This is a genomic window from Candidatus Spechtbacteria bacterium (assembly GCA_016188605.1).
Classification (GTDB): Bacteria; Patescibacteriota; Minisyncoccia; order Spechtbacterales; family JACPHP01; genus JACPHP01.
The window spans coordinates 41,907-58,126 of the sequence record JACPHP010000009.1; the positions used below are offsets into that span (position 1 = coordinate 41,907).

The window sequence follows — 16,220 nt, forward strand, 5'->3', positions numbered from 1 at the left end:
TTATTTTATTATCTTTCATAAATATTATGGCTCTTAATTTTAAGAGATGCTTTGCATCTCTCCCCAGGATTCTCCAACTTTAAGATCGACGGTCAACGGAACAGATAATTCAACAATACTTTCTAAAAGCAATCGTATCTCCTGCGCCCTTTTCTGTATTATATCATCATCAGCTTCCCACAACAATTCGTCGTGCACCTGCAAGAGTAATGCTAGGCCCGGAAACTCTTTCTCCGCGCGCACCATTGCTAGTTTTACAATATCAGCGGAAGTCCCTTGCACTGGCATATTAATTGCCGCGCGCTCCGCGGATTTGCGTATGCGCGGATCGCGCGAGTCAATATCGGGGATAAATCTCTTGCGACCCCACAGTGTTTCCACGTATCCGTGTTGGCGCACAAATCTCTTGGTATTCTCCATGTATGCGGTAACGCCTTTAAAAACAAGCATATATTTATCTACAAAATCGCTGGCATCCTTGTTAGAAATTTTTGCGCGGCGAGCAAATGCCCGAACACCCATACCATATATAAGGCCAAAGTTTAGGGATTTGGCGCGAAACCTCATCTCTTTTGTCACGTCTTTTTCGTCAACTCCAAACACGCGGGCGGCCGTGTGCGTGTGGATATCCTCTCCCCTGCCAAACGCTGCGATCATTTCCTCGTCGTGCGCCAAATGCGCGATGACGCGCAATTCCATTTGCGAATAATCCGCGGATAAAAATTTCTTTCCCTGCGCGGGAATAAACGCGCTGCGTATCCCAGCACCTATATTCGTATGAAGCGGAATATTCTGTAAATTCGGATTAGAAGAAGAGATTCTGCCGGTCGTGGTGCCAAGTTGATTAAAAGTTGTATGAATGCGCCCATCTTTTGCCATTAGCGTTGGCAGTGGCAGTAGATATGTTGAAAGCAACTTTTGAAGCTCGCGATATTCTAGCACAAGCGCGATTATAGGATTCCCGTCGCTGATACGTTCAAGCTCCGGCGCGGATGTAGAGATTTCACCGCCGGGAGTTTTGCCCACGCCCTTGGAGGATATGCCTAGCTTTTCAAATAAGGTGTTTGATAATTGTTGAGGCGAATTGATATTGAACTCACCGCCTGCCATATCAAAAATCTTTTTTTCAAGCTGCCCAATATTTGCAGATATATCCTTCTCTATCTTCTGCAGGGCGCTGACATCAAGCCTTATTCCCCTTTTTTGCATCGCCTGTAGAACCGGCGTTATATTAATCTCCAAATCATAAATCTGTTTCGAGAAAACTCCCTGCTTAAACTCTTCTTCTATTTTTTCTTGTATAGTCGGTTCTTTCTCTACGCCAAACAGACTGCCTTGTTTGGTCTTTTTTACTTGCGCCGACGCGAGTGTGATTGCTTGGCCATCAACCCCAAGCTCTGTGATTCTGCGAAATAATGTGGAAAAACCTAGCTGTTTAAATAAATCTTGAATCTGATTTGCGTCAAAATTCTTCCAGCGCGAAGCCGGAAGTGAAAATTTTACTGGCGCGTCTATGCGAATTGTCGCGAGCATCTTACTAAAAAACGCATCGTCCTTATGGGTTCGCAACAACTCTAATATGCGCGGCTTAATAGACGCGGGACTATCTTCTTTAATAGCCTCATATAAACCCTCTAGGGTTATAAATTCGTGCAACAACTTCATGGCTGTCTTCTCTCCGATACCGGGCACGCCAATAATATTGTCCGAAGGATCACCGCGCAGACCGCGATAATCTGCTAGTTGATCCGGCTTTAATCCATAGCGCTCAAATACTTCTTTCTCTCCATACAACACCGTGTCGTTTATTCCCTTCCGCATGGTAAACACACGAGTGTATTTATTCACCAACTGCAAGGCGTCCATATCGCCCGTAACAATAATAATTTCTAGATCAGTAAACTGGTGTTTCTTTGGAGCTTGAGCTACTAATGTGCCAATAATATCATCTCCTTCAAAGCCCTCGTGCTCATATACGGGTATATGAAAAGCTGACAATACATCTTTTACTCGAGGTATTTGATTATAAAGCTCATCTGGAGCTTTAACGCGTTTTGCTTTGTATTCGCGGTATTCTTTGCTGCGGAACGTCGGAGCTGCCATGTCAAAAGCAGCCGCGACATAGTCTGGATTAAACTCCTTTAGTACTTTTAAGAGTATTGCAGTAAACCCATAGACTGCGTTGACCAGCTCCCCATCCGGCGCCGTTAGGGGTGGCAACGCGTGATAGGCGCGATGCACAAGCGCGTTTGAATCTAATATTACAAATTCTTTATGTTGATTTTTGTTCATTACTTATTACAAAAATGATATTTTCCTAGCGCTATCCTTAATAGAAAAATAAATTTGTATCATTCCCTCGGGGTAAAGCGAAGGAAATTTATCTGCCCACTCAACCAACACAAGATGTGAAGTATTACTAATAATTTCATCCCACTCAAGAATTTTGATATCTGATGGGCTAGAAAGTCTATACCAATCAAAGTGATAAAACGTGGAAATACCGTGTAGTGTTTTTGGCAGTACAAGAGGCCTCATAATAATAAAAGTTGGGCTCTGGACGATCCTCGTAATACCGAGTCCTTTTGCTATGCCTTGCGTGAAGGTTGTTTTACCTGCTCCAAGCTCCCCCTCAAGTCCAACACAAAGAGCGCCTGACCTAGGACGCTTAATAGCATCTATAATAAACCTTGCGGCAATCTTCTGTGTTTCTAGCGGACTATTCGATATATATTCCATAGCGAATATCTCAAAACGCAAATCTTAAATCGCAAAACTACAACTCAAATCTAAAAACTACAAGAGGCTTATGGCGAAGATTTTAGATTTAAGATTTAGTAAAAGATTTTCCGCCCGAGGCGGATCAGCCTCTGGCTGAGAGTTTTACGATTTAGATTTAAGATTTGCCATTTGAGATTTGAGATAAATAATCGAATGTGAGACAATAATCTATTACACATCTAGCAACCCTATGAACACTGAGGCTGCAACCGACCTACTTACCGACATTATTGCACAGACAAACAAGTTTCAACACCCCAAAGTCAGCTCGCAATCACTAAAGATTGCATCGATTCTTGTTGAGAAGGGGGCCGATTATCAGAAAGCCTCACAAAAACAAAATAACCAAAGATCTCTATCTTCACTATATTTATGGGGTGAGGTACTTAGTAATCTAACGTGTGATAATGAGGTTGGTACATGCTGGAGCGTGCTAGCAGAATCTTGCTTTATTAAGACCAAAACTACACCGATGCAAATCCCACGTCTTCTTTTGCAACTTCGCAATTATATTTATCCCAAAGAAACAGTTATAATTCTCTGGAGCGATCCGCCGCAAACAAAATCCCGCTCCCTTTTTGGAAATCGCGCTCTTATTTTAAGTTCCCGTACCAATTTCAGTGCTTATCTACAACCTATTGAATTTGTACAGAAGAATATTTTTCTAGCTACATATCTTCAGGATAAAGAAATATTTGAAGCATCAAACGACCTGATAGAGCACTTGGGATTCGCTCTGTCAAAAAAAAGCTAATTGCTTGCAATTGGCTAAAATGCATAATTTAGGTACGATACAAAATATGGAATCTCCGTTTGTAATACCAAAAGAACAACAACGCGAACAAGAGCATGAAATAACCTCTTTACGCGCCAAGGAAGAGGAAGAATTTGCAAAAAAACTTGCGGAAGATTTGAATCTGCCTTATATCAATCTTTCTTTTGTCCCCATTCAGCAGGAAGCGGTACAAATTATTCCTAAAGACGAAGCGCGAGAAGCTGAAATTGCTATCATCCAAAAAACCGGACGTGTAATTCAGATAGTCGCTCGAGACCCGCGCAATAAAAACGCGAAAAATATTATTGACTCACTAAAAAACCAATATATTCGCGTTACTATATTTGTTGTCTCCGAAACAAGTCTTAAAAAGGCGTGGGGGCAATATCCAAAATCAACAGGGAAAACAAAGATTACCGGCGAAGTAAGCATCTCCCCCAATGCGGTCAAAAGCCTGCGAGAATCAATTCATTCCTGGGATGATTTGCGCCAAAACCTCTCAACGCTTTCCGAAGAGCGGGTATCTAGTGTTCTTGAGATGATTCTTGCTGGGGCGCTTAACTTACGAGCGTCGGATGTGCATATTGAGACACAAGATAAAGATCGCTCCGTCCTACGCTTGCGCATCGATGGAATCCTTCACAATATCACGGAGATATCCCCTCACGCCCAACGACTATTGCTTTCTCGTGTTAAATTATTATCTGGCATGAAATTAAATATCAAGAACACATCGCAGGATGGACGCTTTTCTCTAGCGTCTGGTGAGGATCAAATAGAAATTAGATCTTCCGCGCTTCCCGGAGAATATGGAGAAAATATAGTCTTGAGAGTACTAGATCCGGCTTCACTAAAATCTGTGGCTGATTTAGGCTTCCGCCAAAATTTATTTGAACTTATAGATTCTCAAATCCACCAGCCAAACGGCATGATACTTGTAACAGGCCCGACGGGATCAGGAAAAACTACCACGCTATATGCTTTTTTAAAAACACTAGCTACTCCTGAGGTAAAAATCATTACGCTTGAAGATCCCGTAGAATACCATTTGGAAGGAATTACTCAGACACAGGTTGACCCAAAACACAATTATACGTTTGCTAGCGGTCTGCGTTCCATACTGCGCCAAGATCCGGATATTATTCTTGTTGGAGAAATTCGTGACGACGAGACGGCCGATACTGCAATTCACGCCTCGCTTACAGGCCACCTTGTTTTTTCAACACTGCACACAAACGATGCTGCTGGCGCTATTCCCCGCCTTATGTCGCTTGGCGGAGACCCCGCCGTTTTAGGATCTGCGCTTCATATGATTATCGCTCAACGATTAGTACGCGTGCTTTGCGCGGCTTGCAAAAAATCATATACGCCGACTAAAGAGGAGATGGCATATATTCAAGACGTTATCAATTCGCTTCCTATACAATTTCCCAAGCCGGTTTTCTCGGTAACAGATTCGCTGTATATACCGGTAGGTTGTGAGGAATGTACGGCAACTGGTTATCGCGGAAGAATTGGTGTTTTTGAAATTTTGCCGATGACACCAGAACTTGAACAACTAATTCAAAAACATCCTACAATCGCACAAATTAAAGATTTAGCTTATTCTATTGGCGTTACAACTATGGAACAAGATGGAGTGCTTAATGTGATTGCCGGTAATACAACTATTGAAGAAGTTAAGAGAGTTATGGGAGAGGAATAGATATATAGAGAGCACCCTCCTTCGCTCTGATAAGATCAGGGCTTCGAAAGGGTTGTTTTAATAAGTCCACAACCATGGACTTATTAAAACAAAAACCCCTCGACAAGCTCGGGGCAAGACATCCACAAAGATGTAGGCAACTCCTGGCATGGGAACCGAGGATTTAGGATTTTTCCGAGGAACGCCTCAGTCGGAACCAAAACGCCCGGTGTCTAAGAAAAATCCCGTGTCTATCATAGGACAGACGTGTTGCCCACATCCTTATGGATGTATCGATACATGTTAGCAAATTAAGAACTATTTGTCAAGGAAGACGGAATAACATATCATTATCTCAAAAATCAAATCGCAAATTGCAAATCTAAATCTCAAATCTTCAGCCCGAGGCTGATCCCCGCCAAAGGCGGGCAGGCGTCTCTGGCGGAAAAATACCGTAGTTTGTAGTTTCAAGATTTGAGTTGTAATTTTGAGTTTTGCGATTTCAGATTTGAGATTTAAATTTTACTATGTCCGACGATCCATTATTATCAAAAAATCACCTATCTGAAGACGTGACCCTCGATCTGGCTCTCCGCCCTCACTCTTGGGACGACTATATCGGCCAAACAAACACTAAAAACAATTTGCGCGTGTTTATTGAGGCCGCCAAAAAAAGAAGCGATCCTCTTGATCATGTGCTTATTTACGGGCCCCCGGGTCTTGGCAAAACGACCCTGGCCCATCTTATCGCTAGAGAATTAGGTACATCGATTAAACTAACCTCTGGCCCGGCAATTGAGCGTGTTGGCGACCTTGCTTCAATCCTCACCAATCTTACGCCCGGCGAAGTTCTTTTTATTGATGAAGCGCACCGTCTAAATAAAACAATTGAAGAGGTGTTGTACCCCGCGATGGAAAATCGCACGCTTGATATTATTCTCGGAAAGGGTCCCTCTGCGCGAACAATTCAACTTGAGCTCCCCCCGTTTACGCTCATTGCGGCAACAACACGCATCGGCCTGCTCTCATCTCCCTTACGATCTCGCTTTGGCATAACGCTGCATGTAGAATACTACAGCCATGAGGATATTGGCCAGATACTTACTAGGTCAGCGCGAATGCTGGGCATACAGAGCAGGGGCAATGCACTGCCTTTAATTGCTAGATCTAGCAGATCCACTCCTCGCGTAGCAAATAGACTTATTAAAAGAGTGCGTGATTATGCTGATGTGCGCGGCGAAGGTATTATTACACCAGAAATTGTAAAGCACTCGCTTAATATGCTTGAAGTAGACGAGCTGGGGCTTGAAACAACAGATAGACGAATTTTGGAAATTATTATAAACAAATTTCGCGGCGGGCCTGTTGGCATCTCTACTCTTGCCGCAGGCACCTCGGAAGAAGAGGATACAATTGAAGAAGTATACGAGCCATACCTTCTCCAACTCGGATTTATCGAACGCACGCCGCGCGGACGCATCGCCACCCCCCTCGCCTATCAACACCTCGGTATTGACCCAGTTAGAAACAACTCCGCGGAAACCTTGCAGACTCGTGTTAGTAATGCTAATGAAACTTCTAATGAGGTTGACATTACAAACCAAAACCAACAAAATCTGTTCTAGATAGAGATATACACATCCCGCTTGCGGGATTCCGTAATTTTTCAATTTTCGCTTTTAATTTTTAATTAGGTATGTCTGGACACTCCCATTGGGCAGGTATTAAACACAAAAAAGAAGCTAACGACAAAAAACGAGCTCAGGTCTTTGCTAAAGCCGCTCGCTTAATTACTGTCGCCGCGCGTGTTGGCGGGGGTGATGTTAATATGAACGCCACACTTCGTACTGCGATTGAAAAAGCGCGAAGTCTTAACATGCCTAAAGACAACATTGATCGCGCTATTAAAAAAGGCGTTGGAGGTATTGATGGTGAGCAATTCGAAGAAACAACTATGGAGGCATACGGACCTGCTGGAACCGCCCTTCTTATTAAGGTTATTACCGACAACAAGAACAGAACCCTTGCCGACGTAAGACACGTGCTTAATCAGCACCAAGGCAAAATAGCAGAGGGGGGAAGCGTGCAGTGGTTGTTTGATAGAACGATTGTATTTTCACTTCAATTGCCAGCCGGTCAATCTAAAGATGATTTTGAATTGTCGGTTATAGATGCCGGAGCAACAGACACGGAGTGGGACGAGGATACGCTTTTTGCATACTGCGCTCCAGATCATGCGGAAACCTTGCGAGTTAATCTTGAAAAACAGGGTGTAATAATTCAATCTTCAGAGCTTGAGATGCGCGCTAAAACAGAGACTGCCGTAGACACCCCTACTGAAGAACAGTTGCGCAAACTTTTGGAAGCGCTTGATGATTTGGATGATGTACAGAGCGTTTACAGTAATGTAGCTTTTACTGAATAACCTCAAAACTTAAATAGTAAATCTAATCCTTAAATCTTCGCTGTAGTTTTCAGATTTGAGTTTTAGTAAAAGATTTTCCGCCCGAGGCGCCTGCCCGCCTCTGGCGGGGATCAGCCTTAGCGTAAAATTACATTTTGTTGTAATTTTTGTTAAACGTAGAAATACATTCTGTTGTATTTCTTGCTCTGGCTGAGAGTTTTGCGATTTGAAATTTGAGATTTATTTCTATGAACATTAGAGTACTCGGAATTGATCCTGGCACCGCGCGCGTAGGTTTTGGTGTTGTAGAAAAAAGCACTAGAGGCGCTGTTCATATTGCGTCTGGATGCATTACCACATCCGCCAAAACAGATCCGACTGAACGCCTGGCAACGATATTTACCCAAACTCAACAACTTATTGAAACTTACAAACCTCAATTATTCGGAATTGAAGATTTATTTTACTTTAAAAATCAAAAAACTATCATTCAGGTAGGACAAGCGCGCGGCGTTCTGCTCCTTGCCGCCACTCTTGCAAAAATCCCTGTTTGTTCGTATACTCCCCTGCAGATTAAACAGGCTGTCACCGGCTATGGCCAGGCTGATAAGAACCAGGTCCAAAAGATGGTTCAAAAACTCCTGGGGCTTGAAAGCATACCTCGTCCCGATGATGCGGCCGATGGTCTTGCGATTGCAATATGCTGTCTCCATTCTTGTTTATAGAAAATCTAATTTCATACGCACCAGGCGCAACAGCCGCGGGATTTACAAACGCAACACTGCATTTTGTTTTATTTGCGCCAATTTTAATTGTTTTTGTTGTTGCCGCAAGACAAATCATCGGACTGCGTGGTGTCGGAATCGCGGCGCCTCTTGTTTCAATATATCTGGTTGCCCAAACGGGTGTTGCTCTTGGATTTATTGTTGTCTCGTCTGTGATTGCGGCTGGTTTTATAACGCGCCTTTTTCTAAAATATACCCATCTTCTGTTTCTTCCTCGTATCGGACTATTTATACTCGTTGCCATAGGCTCTACGCTGCCTTTCGTATTTATTGATATAAACAACCGATCAACAATTCCTTTTATAACGCCGCTTATAGTTATCACCGCCCTTGTGCTCACAGAAAGGCTATTTGAGGGCAATAGACCGCCAGTTTTTGCCGCGGCAGAATTTTTATCTATTCTTCTGGCTGGTGTAATTATTATACGCATAGAAATTCTTGATTATATATTCTTGGTTTATCCTTGGCTATCATTTGCACTCGGGGTTATTTTATTGGTATTTTTAGGACGTTGGACCGGACTGCGCCTGACCGAATATTTTCGTTTCAGGTCGTCTCTTGACCAATAATGTGGGGTATCGGATACCCCGCATAAGATGTCTCACATAAACACTCTGCTATTCTCTTCTTAATTATGAATCCTTTTTTTAATGGCCTGCTTGGCATTAACGCGCGCAATTTGCTGTTTATACAGCGGTCAACTTCGCCGTACACGCGCGTATTAATAGACAATAAACTTAAAACAAAAGAGATTTTAGAAAAAAACAATATTCCCACGCCAAAAACATTCGCTGTTATTCGATCGGCTGACGAAGCTCTTAATTTTAACTGGTCGTCGCTTCCTTTGAGTTTTGCTCTTAAACCAAATAAAGGATTTGGTGGCGCGGGTATTGTGGTGGCATATGGAGAGTGTAAAAAAAATCACTCGCGAGCTGTAGGCTCGCCCCACATACCCACTCGCACATGGATCGGTTTACGCCGTACTCATCTGGACACCAATTTTCTCTCAAAACATATTATAGACATCCTTGATGGAAAATATTCCATAAATGGAACGCAAGACACCGCGTATTTTGAGGAAAGGATTAAACTACTCAAAGAATTTCGCATATTTACATCCAAAGGAATGCCTGATATTAGGGTTGTGGTTTACAACAGCATTCCTGTTATGGCGGAGTTGCGCTTGCCGACAACAGAATCTGACGGAAGGGCAAACCTGCACTTGGGCGGAGTTGGCGTGGGCATAGATATCTCTACTGGTAAAACTACTTTTGCAATTCACCACGACAAACCAATAACATTTCATCCCGACAACTTAAGGATTCCATTGGCAGGCCTCGCCATCCCTTATTGGGAAGAAATACTTGAGCTTGCGATTGCTTCTCAACAAGCTATTGGATCAAATTTCCTGGGGGTTGATATAAGCATTGATAAGTATAGAGGGCCTATGATCTTGGAGTGCAACGCGCGCCCTGGACTCGCTATTCAGCTTGCCAATAGGGCACCACTTTATTCACGCCTTCAGCGCGTAGAGGGGTTAAAAATACATTCTATAAAACAAGGGGTACAAATTGCAAAAAATATATTTTGTGACGACAATTCGCATGAACAGGAGGGGTTACAGCGCACTGATATTATTGGTATAAGAGAAAATATTTCTATAATCACGCCTAATGGTATCACACACCCTACCGTGGCCAAGATAGACACCGGCGCCTATCGCACAACGCTTGATGTAAAAATAGCGGAACAATTAAATCTAACTGGGATAAAAAAGTACAAACATGTTCGCGGTGTGCTAGGAAAAGAAAATAGACCAATTATTGATCTTGTTTTTGAATTACGAAATAAAAAAATAAGCACAGAAGCATTTGTGGCTGATCGAGAGGAAATGAAACACGATATTATTATAGGCAGAAGAGATCTTAAACGATTTTTAGTCGATCCCGCAAAAAATGTTAGAATTCCTTACAGTGAATAGCAAAAACTCCCCGCCGCGGCGGGGAGTTTTTGCTATTCACTTATTTTATGCGCACCCTTGCAAATTTTCTTCTTCCAACCCTAACAACACTTCCGTCGCTAGGTGTAATGGTTTGCCGCCAGTCTTCAATTATTTCATCATTAATAAATACCGCCCTTTGCTCCACCATGCGCTTTGCTTCGCTTTTTGAAGGCACGAGGTTAAGCGCAACAAGAAAGTCCATTATATTTATCTCTTTTTTGGATATAGTGATGGCTGGTATATCTGAAGGTATTTGATGTTGCGCAAAAACCCTATCAAATTCTTCCGCCGCTTCATCAGCGTCTTTTTTACCCCAATAAAATTCAGTGATTATGTGTGCTAGTAGGGCTTTGGTAGCGCGAGGATTGCCTCCCTCTACAAGGTTTTGTATTTCTTCCTTAGATAATTCTGTTAAGTAGGTGAAATAATCTCTTACTAAAGCGTCTGGTATGCTCATTAATTTTCCGTACATAGAGTTTGGCTCCTCTGAAAGTCCAATATAATTACCCAAACTCTTGCTCATTTTTTGTGCGCCGTCCGTGCCGATAAGGTATGGGGTTAAAACAACGTCTTGCGGCTCCATGCCGGCTTGTTTTTGCAAAACGCGCCCCGTAAGAATATTAAATTTCTGCTCGCTTGCCCCAACTTCCACATCCGCCTTAACCATTACAGAATCGTACCCTTGAAGGAGCGGATATAACATTTCGTGTGCCATAAACGGCCGCTCGTTTTCCAAGCGCTTGCGAAATGTTTCATGACTCAAAAGATAAGATACTGACAGCCGTGATGTTAGTTCCAAGATGTCTTTTAGGCGAAATTTGTTAAACCACTCGCTCTGAAAATGGAGTTCTGTCTGATCTTTTTTAAGAATTTTTAAGATTTGATTTTTATACAAAGCGCTGTTATTTTTAATCTCTTTTAGAGATAACGAATGGCGCGTAGTATCTTTACCCGACGGGTCCCCTATAGAAGCCGTGTAGTCTCCAATTATAATAACCGCGGTATGACCAAGCTCCTGGAAATGTCGCAATTTCCACAAGGGTATAGTGTGGCCAAGGTGAATATCTGGCGCTGTTGGATCAATCCCAAACTTAACACGCAATTTTTTGCCCCCTCTAAGGGCTTCTAACAGGTGGTCCTTCTCGATAATCTCTACTACGCCACGCTCTATAACCTGAATAACAAGTTCTTGAGTGGCCTGTGTATCGCTTGTTTTTTTTATTGACATATAATATAAAGGTGAGGCTAATATAAATCTGTCTCGAAAATAAATTTTAAGCACTAAATTTATTTTGAAATTTTATTATCTTAAATCTCAAATGGCAAATCTCTCAGCCAGAGCAAGAAATACAACAGAATGTATTTCTACGTTTAACAAAAATTACAACAAAATGTAATTTTACGCTAAGGCTGATCCCCGCCAGAGGCGGGCAGGCGCCTCGGGCGGAAAATCTTTTACTGAATCTAAAATTTCAAAATTTCTTCCGTAGATTTAAGATTTGAGTTTTAGTTTTGCGATTTTAGATTTGAGTTTTGAGATAACCATAATTAATCTAAATATAACATAACGCCCATGACTGGTCTATTAAAAAAACTTCGTACTATCCTCCTTTATTTCATAGCTTTAATCATGGGGCTTTTTCTTGTTGGCGGCGGAGTAGTCGCCTACTATGTTAAAACCCTCCCCTCTCCTCAAGACTTAACAAATATGCGCGTAGTTGAGTCCACAAAAATATATGATCGCACGGGTACTGTGCTTTTATATGATATTTATGATGAACAGAAAAGAACAATTATTTCTCAAGATCAAATTCCTAATTTTATTAAATGGGCGACAATTTCCGCTGAAGATGATTCTTTTTATACTAATTTTGGCATAGATGTTAAGGGAATAATCCGCGCTATGTTTAAGAACATTCAAAGCGGAGGCATGCAACTTCAAGGAGGTTCAACAATAACCCAGCAGTTTGTAAAGAATGCATTTTTAACTCGCGAGCAGACAATACCTAGAAAAATAAAAGAGCTAATATTAACGCTTGAAATTGAATGGCGCTACCCCAAAGATCAAATTCTTACATGGTATCTTAATCAAATTCCTTATGGCTCAAACACTTACGGAATTGAGGCTGCTTCCGAATTTTATTTTAACAAACACGCGCAAGATCTAACTATAGCGGAATCCGCCCTCCTTGCCGCGATTCCCCGCGCGCCAACATATTACTCTCCTCATGGTAATCATCCTGATGAGCTTATAGCGCGCCAACAATATATTTTGGATCGCATGCGAAAATTTGATTATATCACGCAAGAAGATTACGATAATGCGCTGAAAGAAAAACTTACTTTCCAAAAAAATCAAGGGGGTTTTAAAGCGCCTCATTTTGTGCTTTACGTAAAAGAACAGCTTGAAACAATATATGGACCTAACTATCTCCAGTCATCAGGTCTTGTTGTGCGCACAACACTTGATTGGGATCTGCAAAAAAAAGCTGAGGAGATTATTAAAGAAGAGGCGCTTAAAAATCTCAAAAATAAAGGGCAGAATGCCGCCCTTGTTACTATCGACCCTAAAACTGGCCAAATTTTAACGATGGTGGGGTCTCGCGACTACTTCGCCGACCCATCTCCGGCCGGTTGTATCTCGGGAAAAAATTGCGCCTTTGACCCTAATGTTAATGTTGCTATTCGTCCGCGCCAACCAGGATCGTCGTTCAAGCCTTTTGCATACTCAGAAGCCTTTAATAAAGGATACACTCCTGATACTATTATTTTTGACATACCTACAGAATTTAACGCCTACTGCGCTCCTGATGGGTCGCAAGATAAAGATCAATATGGCTTAAAATGTTATCACCCGCAAAACTACACAGGAACTTTCCGCGGCCCCGTAACAATGAAAGAAGCGTTGGCGCAATCAATTAATATTCCTGCCATTAAAACCCTTTACCTTGCTGGCGTATCGGAAACAATTAGTCTTGCTAAAAAAATGGGTATTACGTCTTTGCGCGATCCAAGCCGGTATGGATTGTCTTTAGTTTTAGGTGGCGGCGAGGTAACTCTTCTTGAAGAAACGTCCGCGTATGGAGTGTTCGCGACAAGTGGGAGTTATATGCCCACAACATCCATTATATCTATCACGGATACTGAAGGAAATGTTGTTCAAAAACACAACGAAACACCACAGCTAGTGCTTGATAAATCAGTCACTGATTTAATTAGCGGCATTCTCTCTTCTGACGATCTAAGAGCGCCTGTTTTTGGTAGGCATGGAAATCTTTACACTCCCAATATATCAACTGCCGTAAAAACCGGCACAACGCAAAACTATCGCGATGCGTGGACTGTGGGATACACGCCCGATATTGTTGTTGGTGTATGGGTTGGCAATAACGATGGCACGTTTATGACGCAAGGGGGGGTTAATGCCGCAGCTCCTATTTGGAATAAAATAATAACATATATCTATAATCGCCCTAAATCAAATAGTGATTTTATAGTTTCTCGCGCTTCTACTCTACCAGTATTATCACCATCGCAGACAGGAAACCTTATTCTCGATGGTAATATAGCCGGACTTGAAACCGTAGATGGGGTATTTCATACAATCTTATATTTCCTTGACAAGGACAATCCTCGCGGACAAGGAAACTCTCAAGGCGACGCTCAATTTTCTCAATGGGAGGCTGCTATATCAAACTGGATTAAAACTAACCCTATTTTAATTCCGCCGCCGCCAACAGCGCCGCAACCTAATAATCCAACACAACCAATACCGCCCATATCTATTGATTTACTATCTCCAACGCAATACCAACTCCAAAAAAATTCTCAAAATATTGCTGAGATTATTTTAATATCAACCACGCCAATCTCTACTCTTCGCATAACGCAAGATGATAGGATTATTTTGGTAAAGGATTTATCTGATCAAAACACATTGTCTTTTACTGCGGATATTTATCTTAATAAACCTATTAAAGACAGTAAAACCTCTACTGTAAGAATAGAGGTTGGTAATAAGTCGGGAGAATCTTTGTCTAAATCATTTCCTTTTATATCTAACTAATTATTGAAGGTGATAAATGATTTGTTTTGGCGCAATAACTATTATTAATTTTTAGGCACAGGGTGGTTATATATAAATAAAATATTCTGAATCGGAAATCGCGTTTTTACAACAATTTTTTCAATCAATGCTTTTTTATTACCCTCAAATTCACTCACCCAGATCGGTTGGCTAACAAAAACTTTCAATATGTTATTTTGCACGCCCACTGCCTTGCTGTATATACTAGAACTAGGGTATAACTCCTCCACAACACTCTTCCATACTACACACACTTCATTCTCTTTAAATGGAGCTTCTAGACCCTTTTTTTTAATATAATCGGCAATAGTAAAAGAAAGCTTACTCCACATAAAACATAATTATTTCCTTAGTGGCATCACAATATAACGATATTCTTGTTTTGAAGACGGCTCAAACACTATCGGGCCGTCTTTTTGTTTTATTTTAACTATAACATCAGAATCCTCTAGGGGTTGCAAGCCGTCAAGCAAATATTGATAATTAAACACAATATCTTGATCTTCACCTCCCTCAATATTGCAAGACACGCGAGATTTAAATGACCCCCTGTCGTAATCTTCTGTTGATATTTCAACGCATTTCTGCGCTGGTAATACACGAATACCTATTTCTCTTAGCTTATTTGCGAACAATCCGGCGCTTTTTATTGTATTTAATAATTCTGATTTAGAAATAATTACTTTTGTCTTCCATTCTTTGGGAATAATTTGTATATAATCAGGATAATCACCATCAATAAGACGAGAGATAAGTGTTAGTGCCGGAATATTTGATTGTTCGTTGGGATTATATTCAAACAATACCTGGCCCTGGCCCAAATAACAAACTAGCGGTGAAATTGATTCATCTTGCTGAAAAATACGTATAATTTCCTGAGCTGCCCTCATTGGTAAAATAAAATTTATATCATCATCTGATTTTGACTTATATAGATCTGTATTTTCTGCTAAACGAAAACTATCTGTAGCAACGCAAATAATTGAGTTGGGTGTAAATTTTACTAATATGCCCGTTAACTCTGGCTTAGTATCAACAACGGATAAAGAGTGTATAACGCGTTCGAGCGAATGCGCAAATTTATTCGCCTCTATATTAAAACCGTTATCGCGAGAAAGTTTAGGTAAAAGAGGATAGTTTGTCGGGTCATCGCCTTTTATTTGAGCCACAACGCCTTCATTTACTCCTGTAATAATAAGTGTTTGTTTTTTTTCAGCTCCTATAATTGAATCATCTGACATTGTCCGTATAAGACCGCTTAATGTATGCGCTGGTAAGGCCAATACGCCTTCTTTCTGCACTTTAGCGGAAACCCACGCGGAAATACCAACCTCTAAATCAGTAGCAATAAACACTAATCTATTCTGCTCTGCTCTAATAAGAATATTTTGAAGAATGGGCAGTGTGGTATTACGACCGCATACACGCTCAACTAACTGTATTCCTTGAAAAAATTTATTTTTAGTACAGGTGAATTCCATAATCTAATTATTATATTTATTTATAGTGTAATAGTTGTTAGTGTCTCAACAATTCTGGGGATAAGTAAATTTAACCTTTTATTTATCAGTAGAATAGATATGCATATCTATGTGTATAAACAAGGCGCAATATAGTGTATTACTAGGCGCTTTTAGAAATATTCGTACTTGTGTTCAGTTCTACCACAACTTATCCATATGGTTTTCCACACGTTGTACAC

Annotated in this window: 13 protein-coding genes; 8 read left to right on the forward strand and 5 right to left on the reverse strand. The window is 41.2% G+C overall.

Annotation, left to right across the window (positions count from 1 at the left end; genetic code table 11):
• Positions 1–39: 39 nt before the first annotated feature.
• Together HYV65_01640 and tsaE are read right to left on the reverse strand one after the other, a co-directional pair.
• Positions 40–2,292 (reverse strand): hypothetical protein, encoded by a 2,253-nt coding sequence (locus tag HYV65_01640; GenBank protein MBI2462919.1) that lies wholly within the window; start codon positions 2,290–2,292, stop codon positions 40–42.
• A 6-nt stretch (positions 2,293–2,298) separates the two neighbouring features.
• Positions 2,299–2,739 carry a tRNA (adenosine(37)-N6)-threonylcarbamoyltransferase complex ATPase subunit type 1 TsaE gene (gene tsaE / locus HYV65_01645; GenBank protein ID MBI2462920.1) on the reverse strand — a complete coding sequence of 147 codons (441 nt, stop codon included), beginning with the start codon at positions 2,737–2,739 and terminating at the stop codon, positions 2,299–2,301.
• Positions 2,740–2,971: 232 nt separating this feature from the next.
• On the opposite strand from tsaE, the gene HYV65_01650 reads away from it, so the two are divergent.
• The 7 genes from HYV65_01650 to HYV65_01680 all read left to right on the forward strand — a co-directional run bounded on the left by HYV65_01650 (position 2,972) and on the right by HYV65_01680 (position 10,410).
• On the forward strand, positions 2,972–3,535 hold the full coding sequence (locus HYV65_01650) for a hypothetical protein (protein MBI2462921.1): 564 nt from the start codon (positions 2,972–2,974) through the stop codon (positions 3,533–3,535).
• Between the two features lie 46 nt (positions 3,536–3,581).
• Positions 3,582–5,261, forward strand: coding sequence for a type II/IV secretion system protein (locus HYV65_01655; GenBank protein MBI2462922.1), 1,680 nt, complete (start codon positions 3,582–3,584; stop codon positions 5,259–5,261).
• Between the two features lie 506 nt (positions 5,262–5,767).
• Entirely contained in the window at positions 5,768–6,865 is a 1,098-nt protein-coding gene (gene ruvB, locus HYV65_01660; protein ID MBI2462923.1) for a Holliday junction branch migration DNA helicase RuvB, read from the forward strand.
• A 71-nt stretch (positions 6,866–6,936) separates the two neighbouring features.
• Positions 6,937–7,665 (forward strand): YebC/PmpR family DNA-binding transcriptional regulator, encoded by a 729-nt coding sequence (locus HYV65_01665; GenBank protein MBI2462924.1) that lies wholly within the window; start codon positions 6,937–6,939, stop codon positions 7,663–7,665.
• Between the two features lie 233 nt (positions 7,666–7,898).
• Positions 7,899–8,369, forward strand: a complete 471-nt coding sequence (gene ruvC / locus HYV65_01670; GenBank protein MBI2462925.1) for a crossover junction endodeoxyribonuclease RuvC — start codon at positions 7,899–7,901, stop codon at positions 8,367–8,369.
• The gene (locus HYV65_01675; protein ID MBI2462926.1) at positions 8,345–8,998 is read left to right on the forward strand and encodes a hypothetical protein; all 654 of its coding nucleotides are present in this window, start codon (positions 8,345–8,347) and stop codon (positions 8,996–8,998) included. Before ruvC ends, HYV65_01675 begins: the two co-directional genes overlap by 25 nt.
• 65 nt (positions 8,999–9,063) lie before the next feature.
• Positions 9,064–10,410, forward strand: a complete 1,347-nt coding sequence (locus tag HYV65_01680) for a hypothetical protein (protein MBI2462927.1) — start codon at positions 9,064–9,066, stop codon at positions 10,408–10,410.
• Positions 10,411–10,450: 40 nt separating this feature from the next.
• Here the strand turns inward: HYV65_01680 and HYV65_01685 are convergent, their stop codons facing one another.
• A complete protein-coding gene (locus tag HYV65_01685; GenBank protein ID MBI2462928.1) occupies positions 10,451–11,659 on the reverse strand; it encodes a tyrosine--tRNA ligase in 1,209 nt (402 codons plus the stop codon).
• Between the two features lie 345 nt (positions 11,660–12,004).
• Here HYV65_01685 and HYV65_01690 point away from each other — a divergent pair, with 345 nt between their 5' ends.
• The gene (locus tag HYV65_01690; protein MBI2462929.1) at positions 12,005–14,497 is read left to right on the forward strand and encodes a transglycosylase domain-containing protein; all 2,493 of its coding nucleotides are present in this window, start codon (positions 12,005–12,007) and stop codon (positions 14,495–14,497) included.
• A 44-nt stretch (positions 14,498–14,541) separates the two neighbouring features.
• Here HYV65_01690 and HYV65_01695 read toward each other — a convergent pair whose 3' ends face one another.
• Positions 14,542–14,850, reverse strand: a complete 309-nt coding sequence (locus tag HYV65_01695) for a hypothetical protein (GenBank protein MBI2462930.1) — start codon at positions 14,848–14,850, stop codon at positions 14,542–14,544.
• Between the two features lie 9 nt (positions 14,851–14,859).
• Positions 14,860–15,999, reverse strand: coding sequence for a DNA polymerase III subunit beta (gene dnaN / locus HYV65_01700; GenBank protein ID MBI2462931.1), 1,140 nt, complete (start codon positions 15,997–15,999; stop codon positions 14,860–14,862).
• Positions 16,000–16,220: the final 221 nt, after the last annotated feature.

What these genes read in the sequence shown, in the direction of transcription:
- HYV65_01665 (MBI2462924.1), top strand. Translation starts at nt 6,937, where the DNA reads ATGTCTGGACACTCCCATTGGGCAGGTATTAAACACAAAAAAGAAGCT.
- HYV65_01695 (MBI2462930.1), bottom strand. Translation starts at nt 14,850, where the DNA reads ATGTGGAGTAAGCTTTCTTTTACTATTGCCGATTATATTAAAAAAAAG.
- tsaE (MBI2462920.1), bottom strand. Translation starts at nt 2,739, where the DNA reads ATGGAATATATATCGAATAGTCCGCTAGAAACACAGAAGATTGCCGCA.
- HYV65_01690 (MBI2462929.1), top strand. Translation starts at nt 12,005, where the DNA reads ATGACTGGTCTATTAAAAAAACTTCGTACTATCCTCCTTTATTTCATA.
- HYV65_01680 (MBI2462927.1), top strand. Translation starts at nt 9,064, where the DNA reads ATGAATCCTTTTTTTAATGGCCTGCTTGGCATTAACGCGCGCAATTTG.
- ruvB (MBI2462923.1), top strand. Translation starts at nt 5,768, where the DNA reads ATGTCCGACGATCCATTATTATCAAAAAATCACCTATCTGAAGACGTG.
- HYV65_01685 (MBI2462928.1), bottom strand. Translation starts at nt 11,659, where the DNA reads ATGTCAATAAAAAAAACAAGCGATACACAGGCCACTCAAGAACTTGTT.
- HYV65_01655 (MBI2462922.1), top strand. Translation starts at nt 3,582, where the DNA reads ATGGAATCTCCGTTTGTAATACCAAAAGAACAACAACGCGAACAAGAG.
- HYV65_01675 (MBI2462926.1), top strand. Translation starts at nt 8,345, where the DNA reads ATGCTGTCTCCATTCTTGTTTATAGAAAATCTAATTTCATACGCACCA.
- HYV65_01640 (MBI2462919.1), bottom strand. Translation starts at nt 2,292, where the DNA reads ATGAACAAAAATCAACATAAAGAATTTGTAATATTAGATTCAAACGCG.
- dnaN (MBI2462931.1), bottom strand. Translation starts at nt 15,999, where the DNA reads ATGGAATTCACCTGTACTAAAAATAAATTTTTTCAAGGAATACAGTTA.
- HYV65_01650 (MBI2462921.1), top strand. Translation starts at nt 2,972, where the DNA reads ATGAACACTGAGGCTGCAACCGACCTACTTACCGACATTATTGCACAG.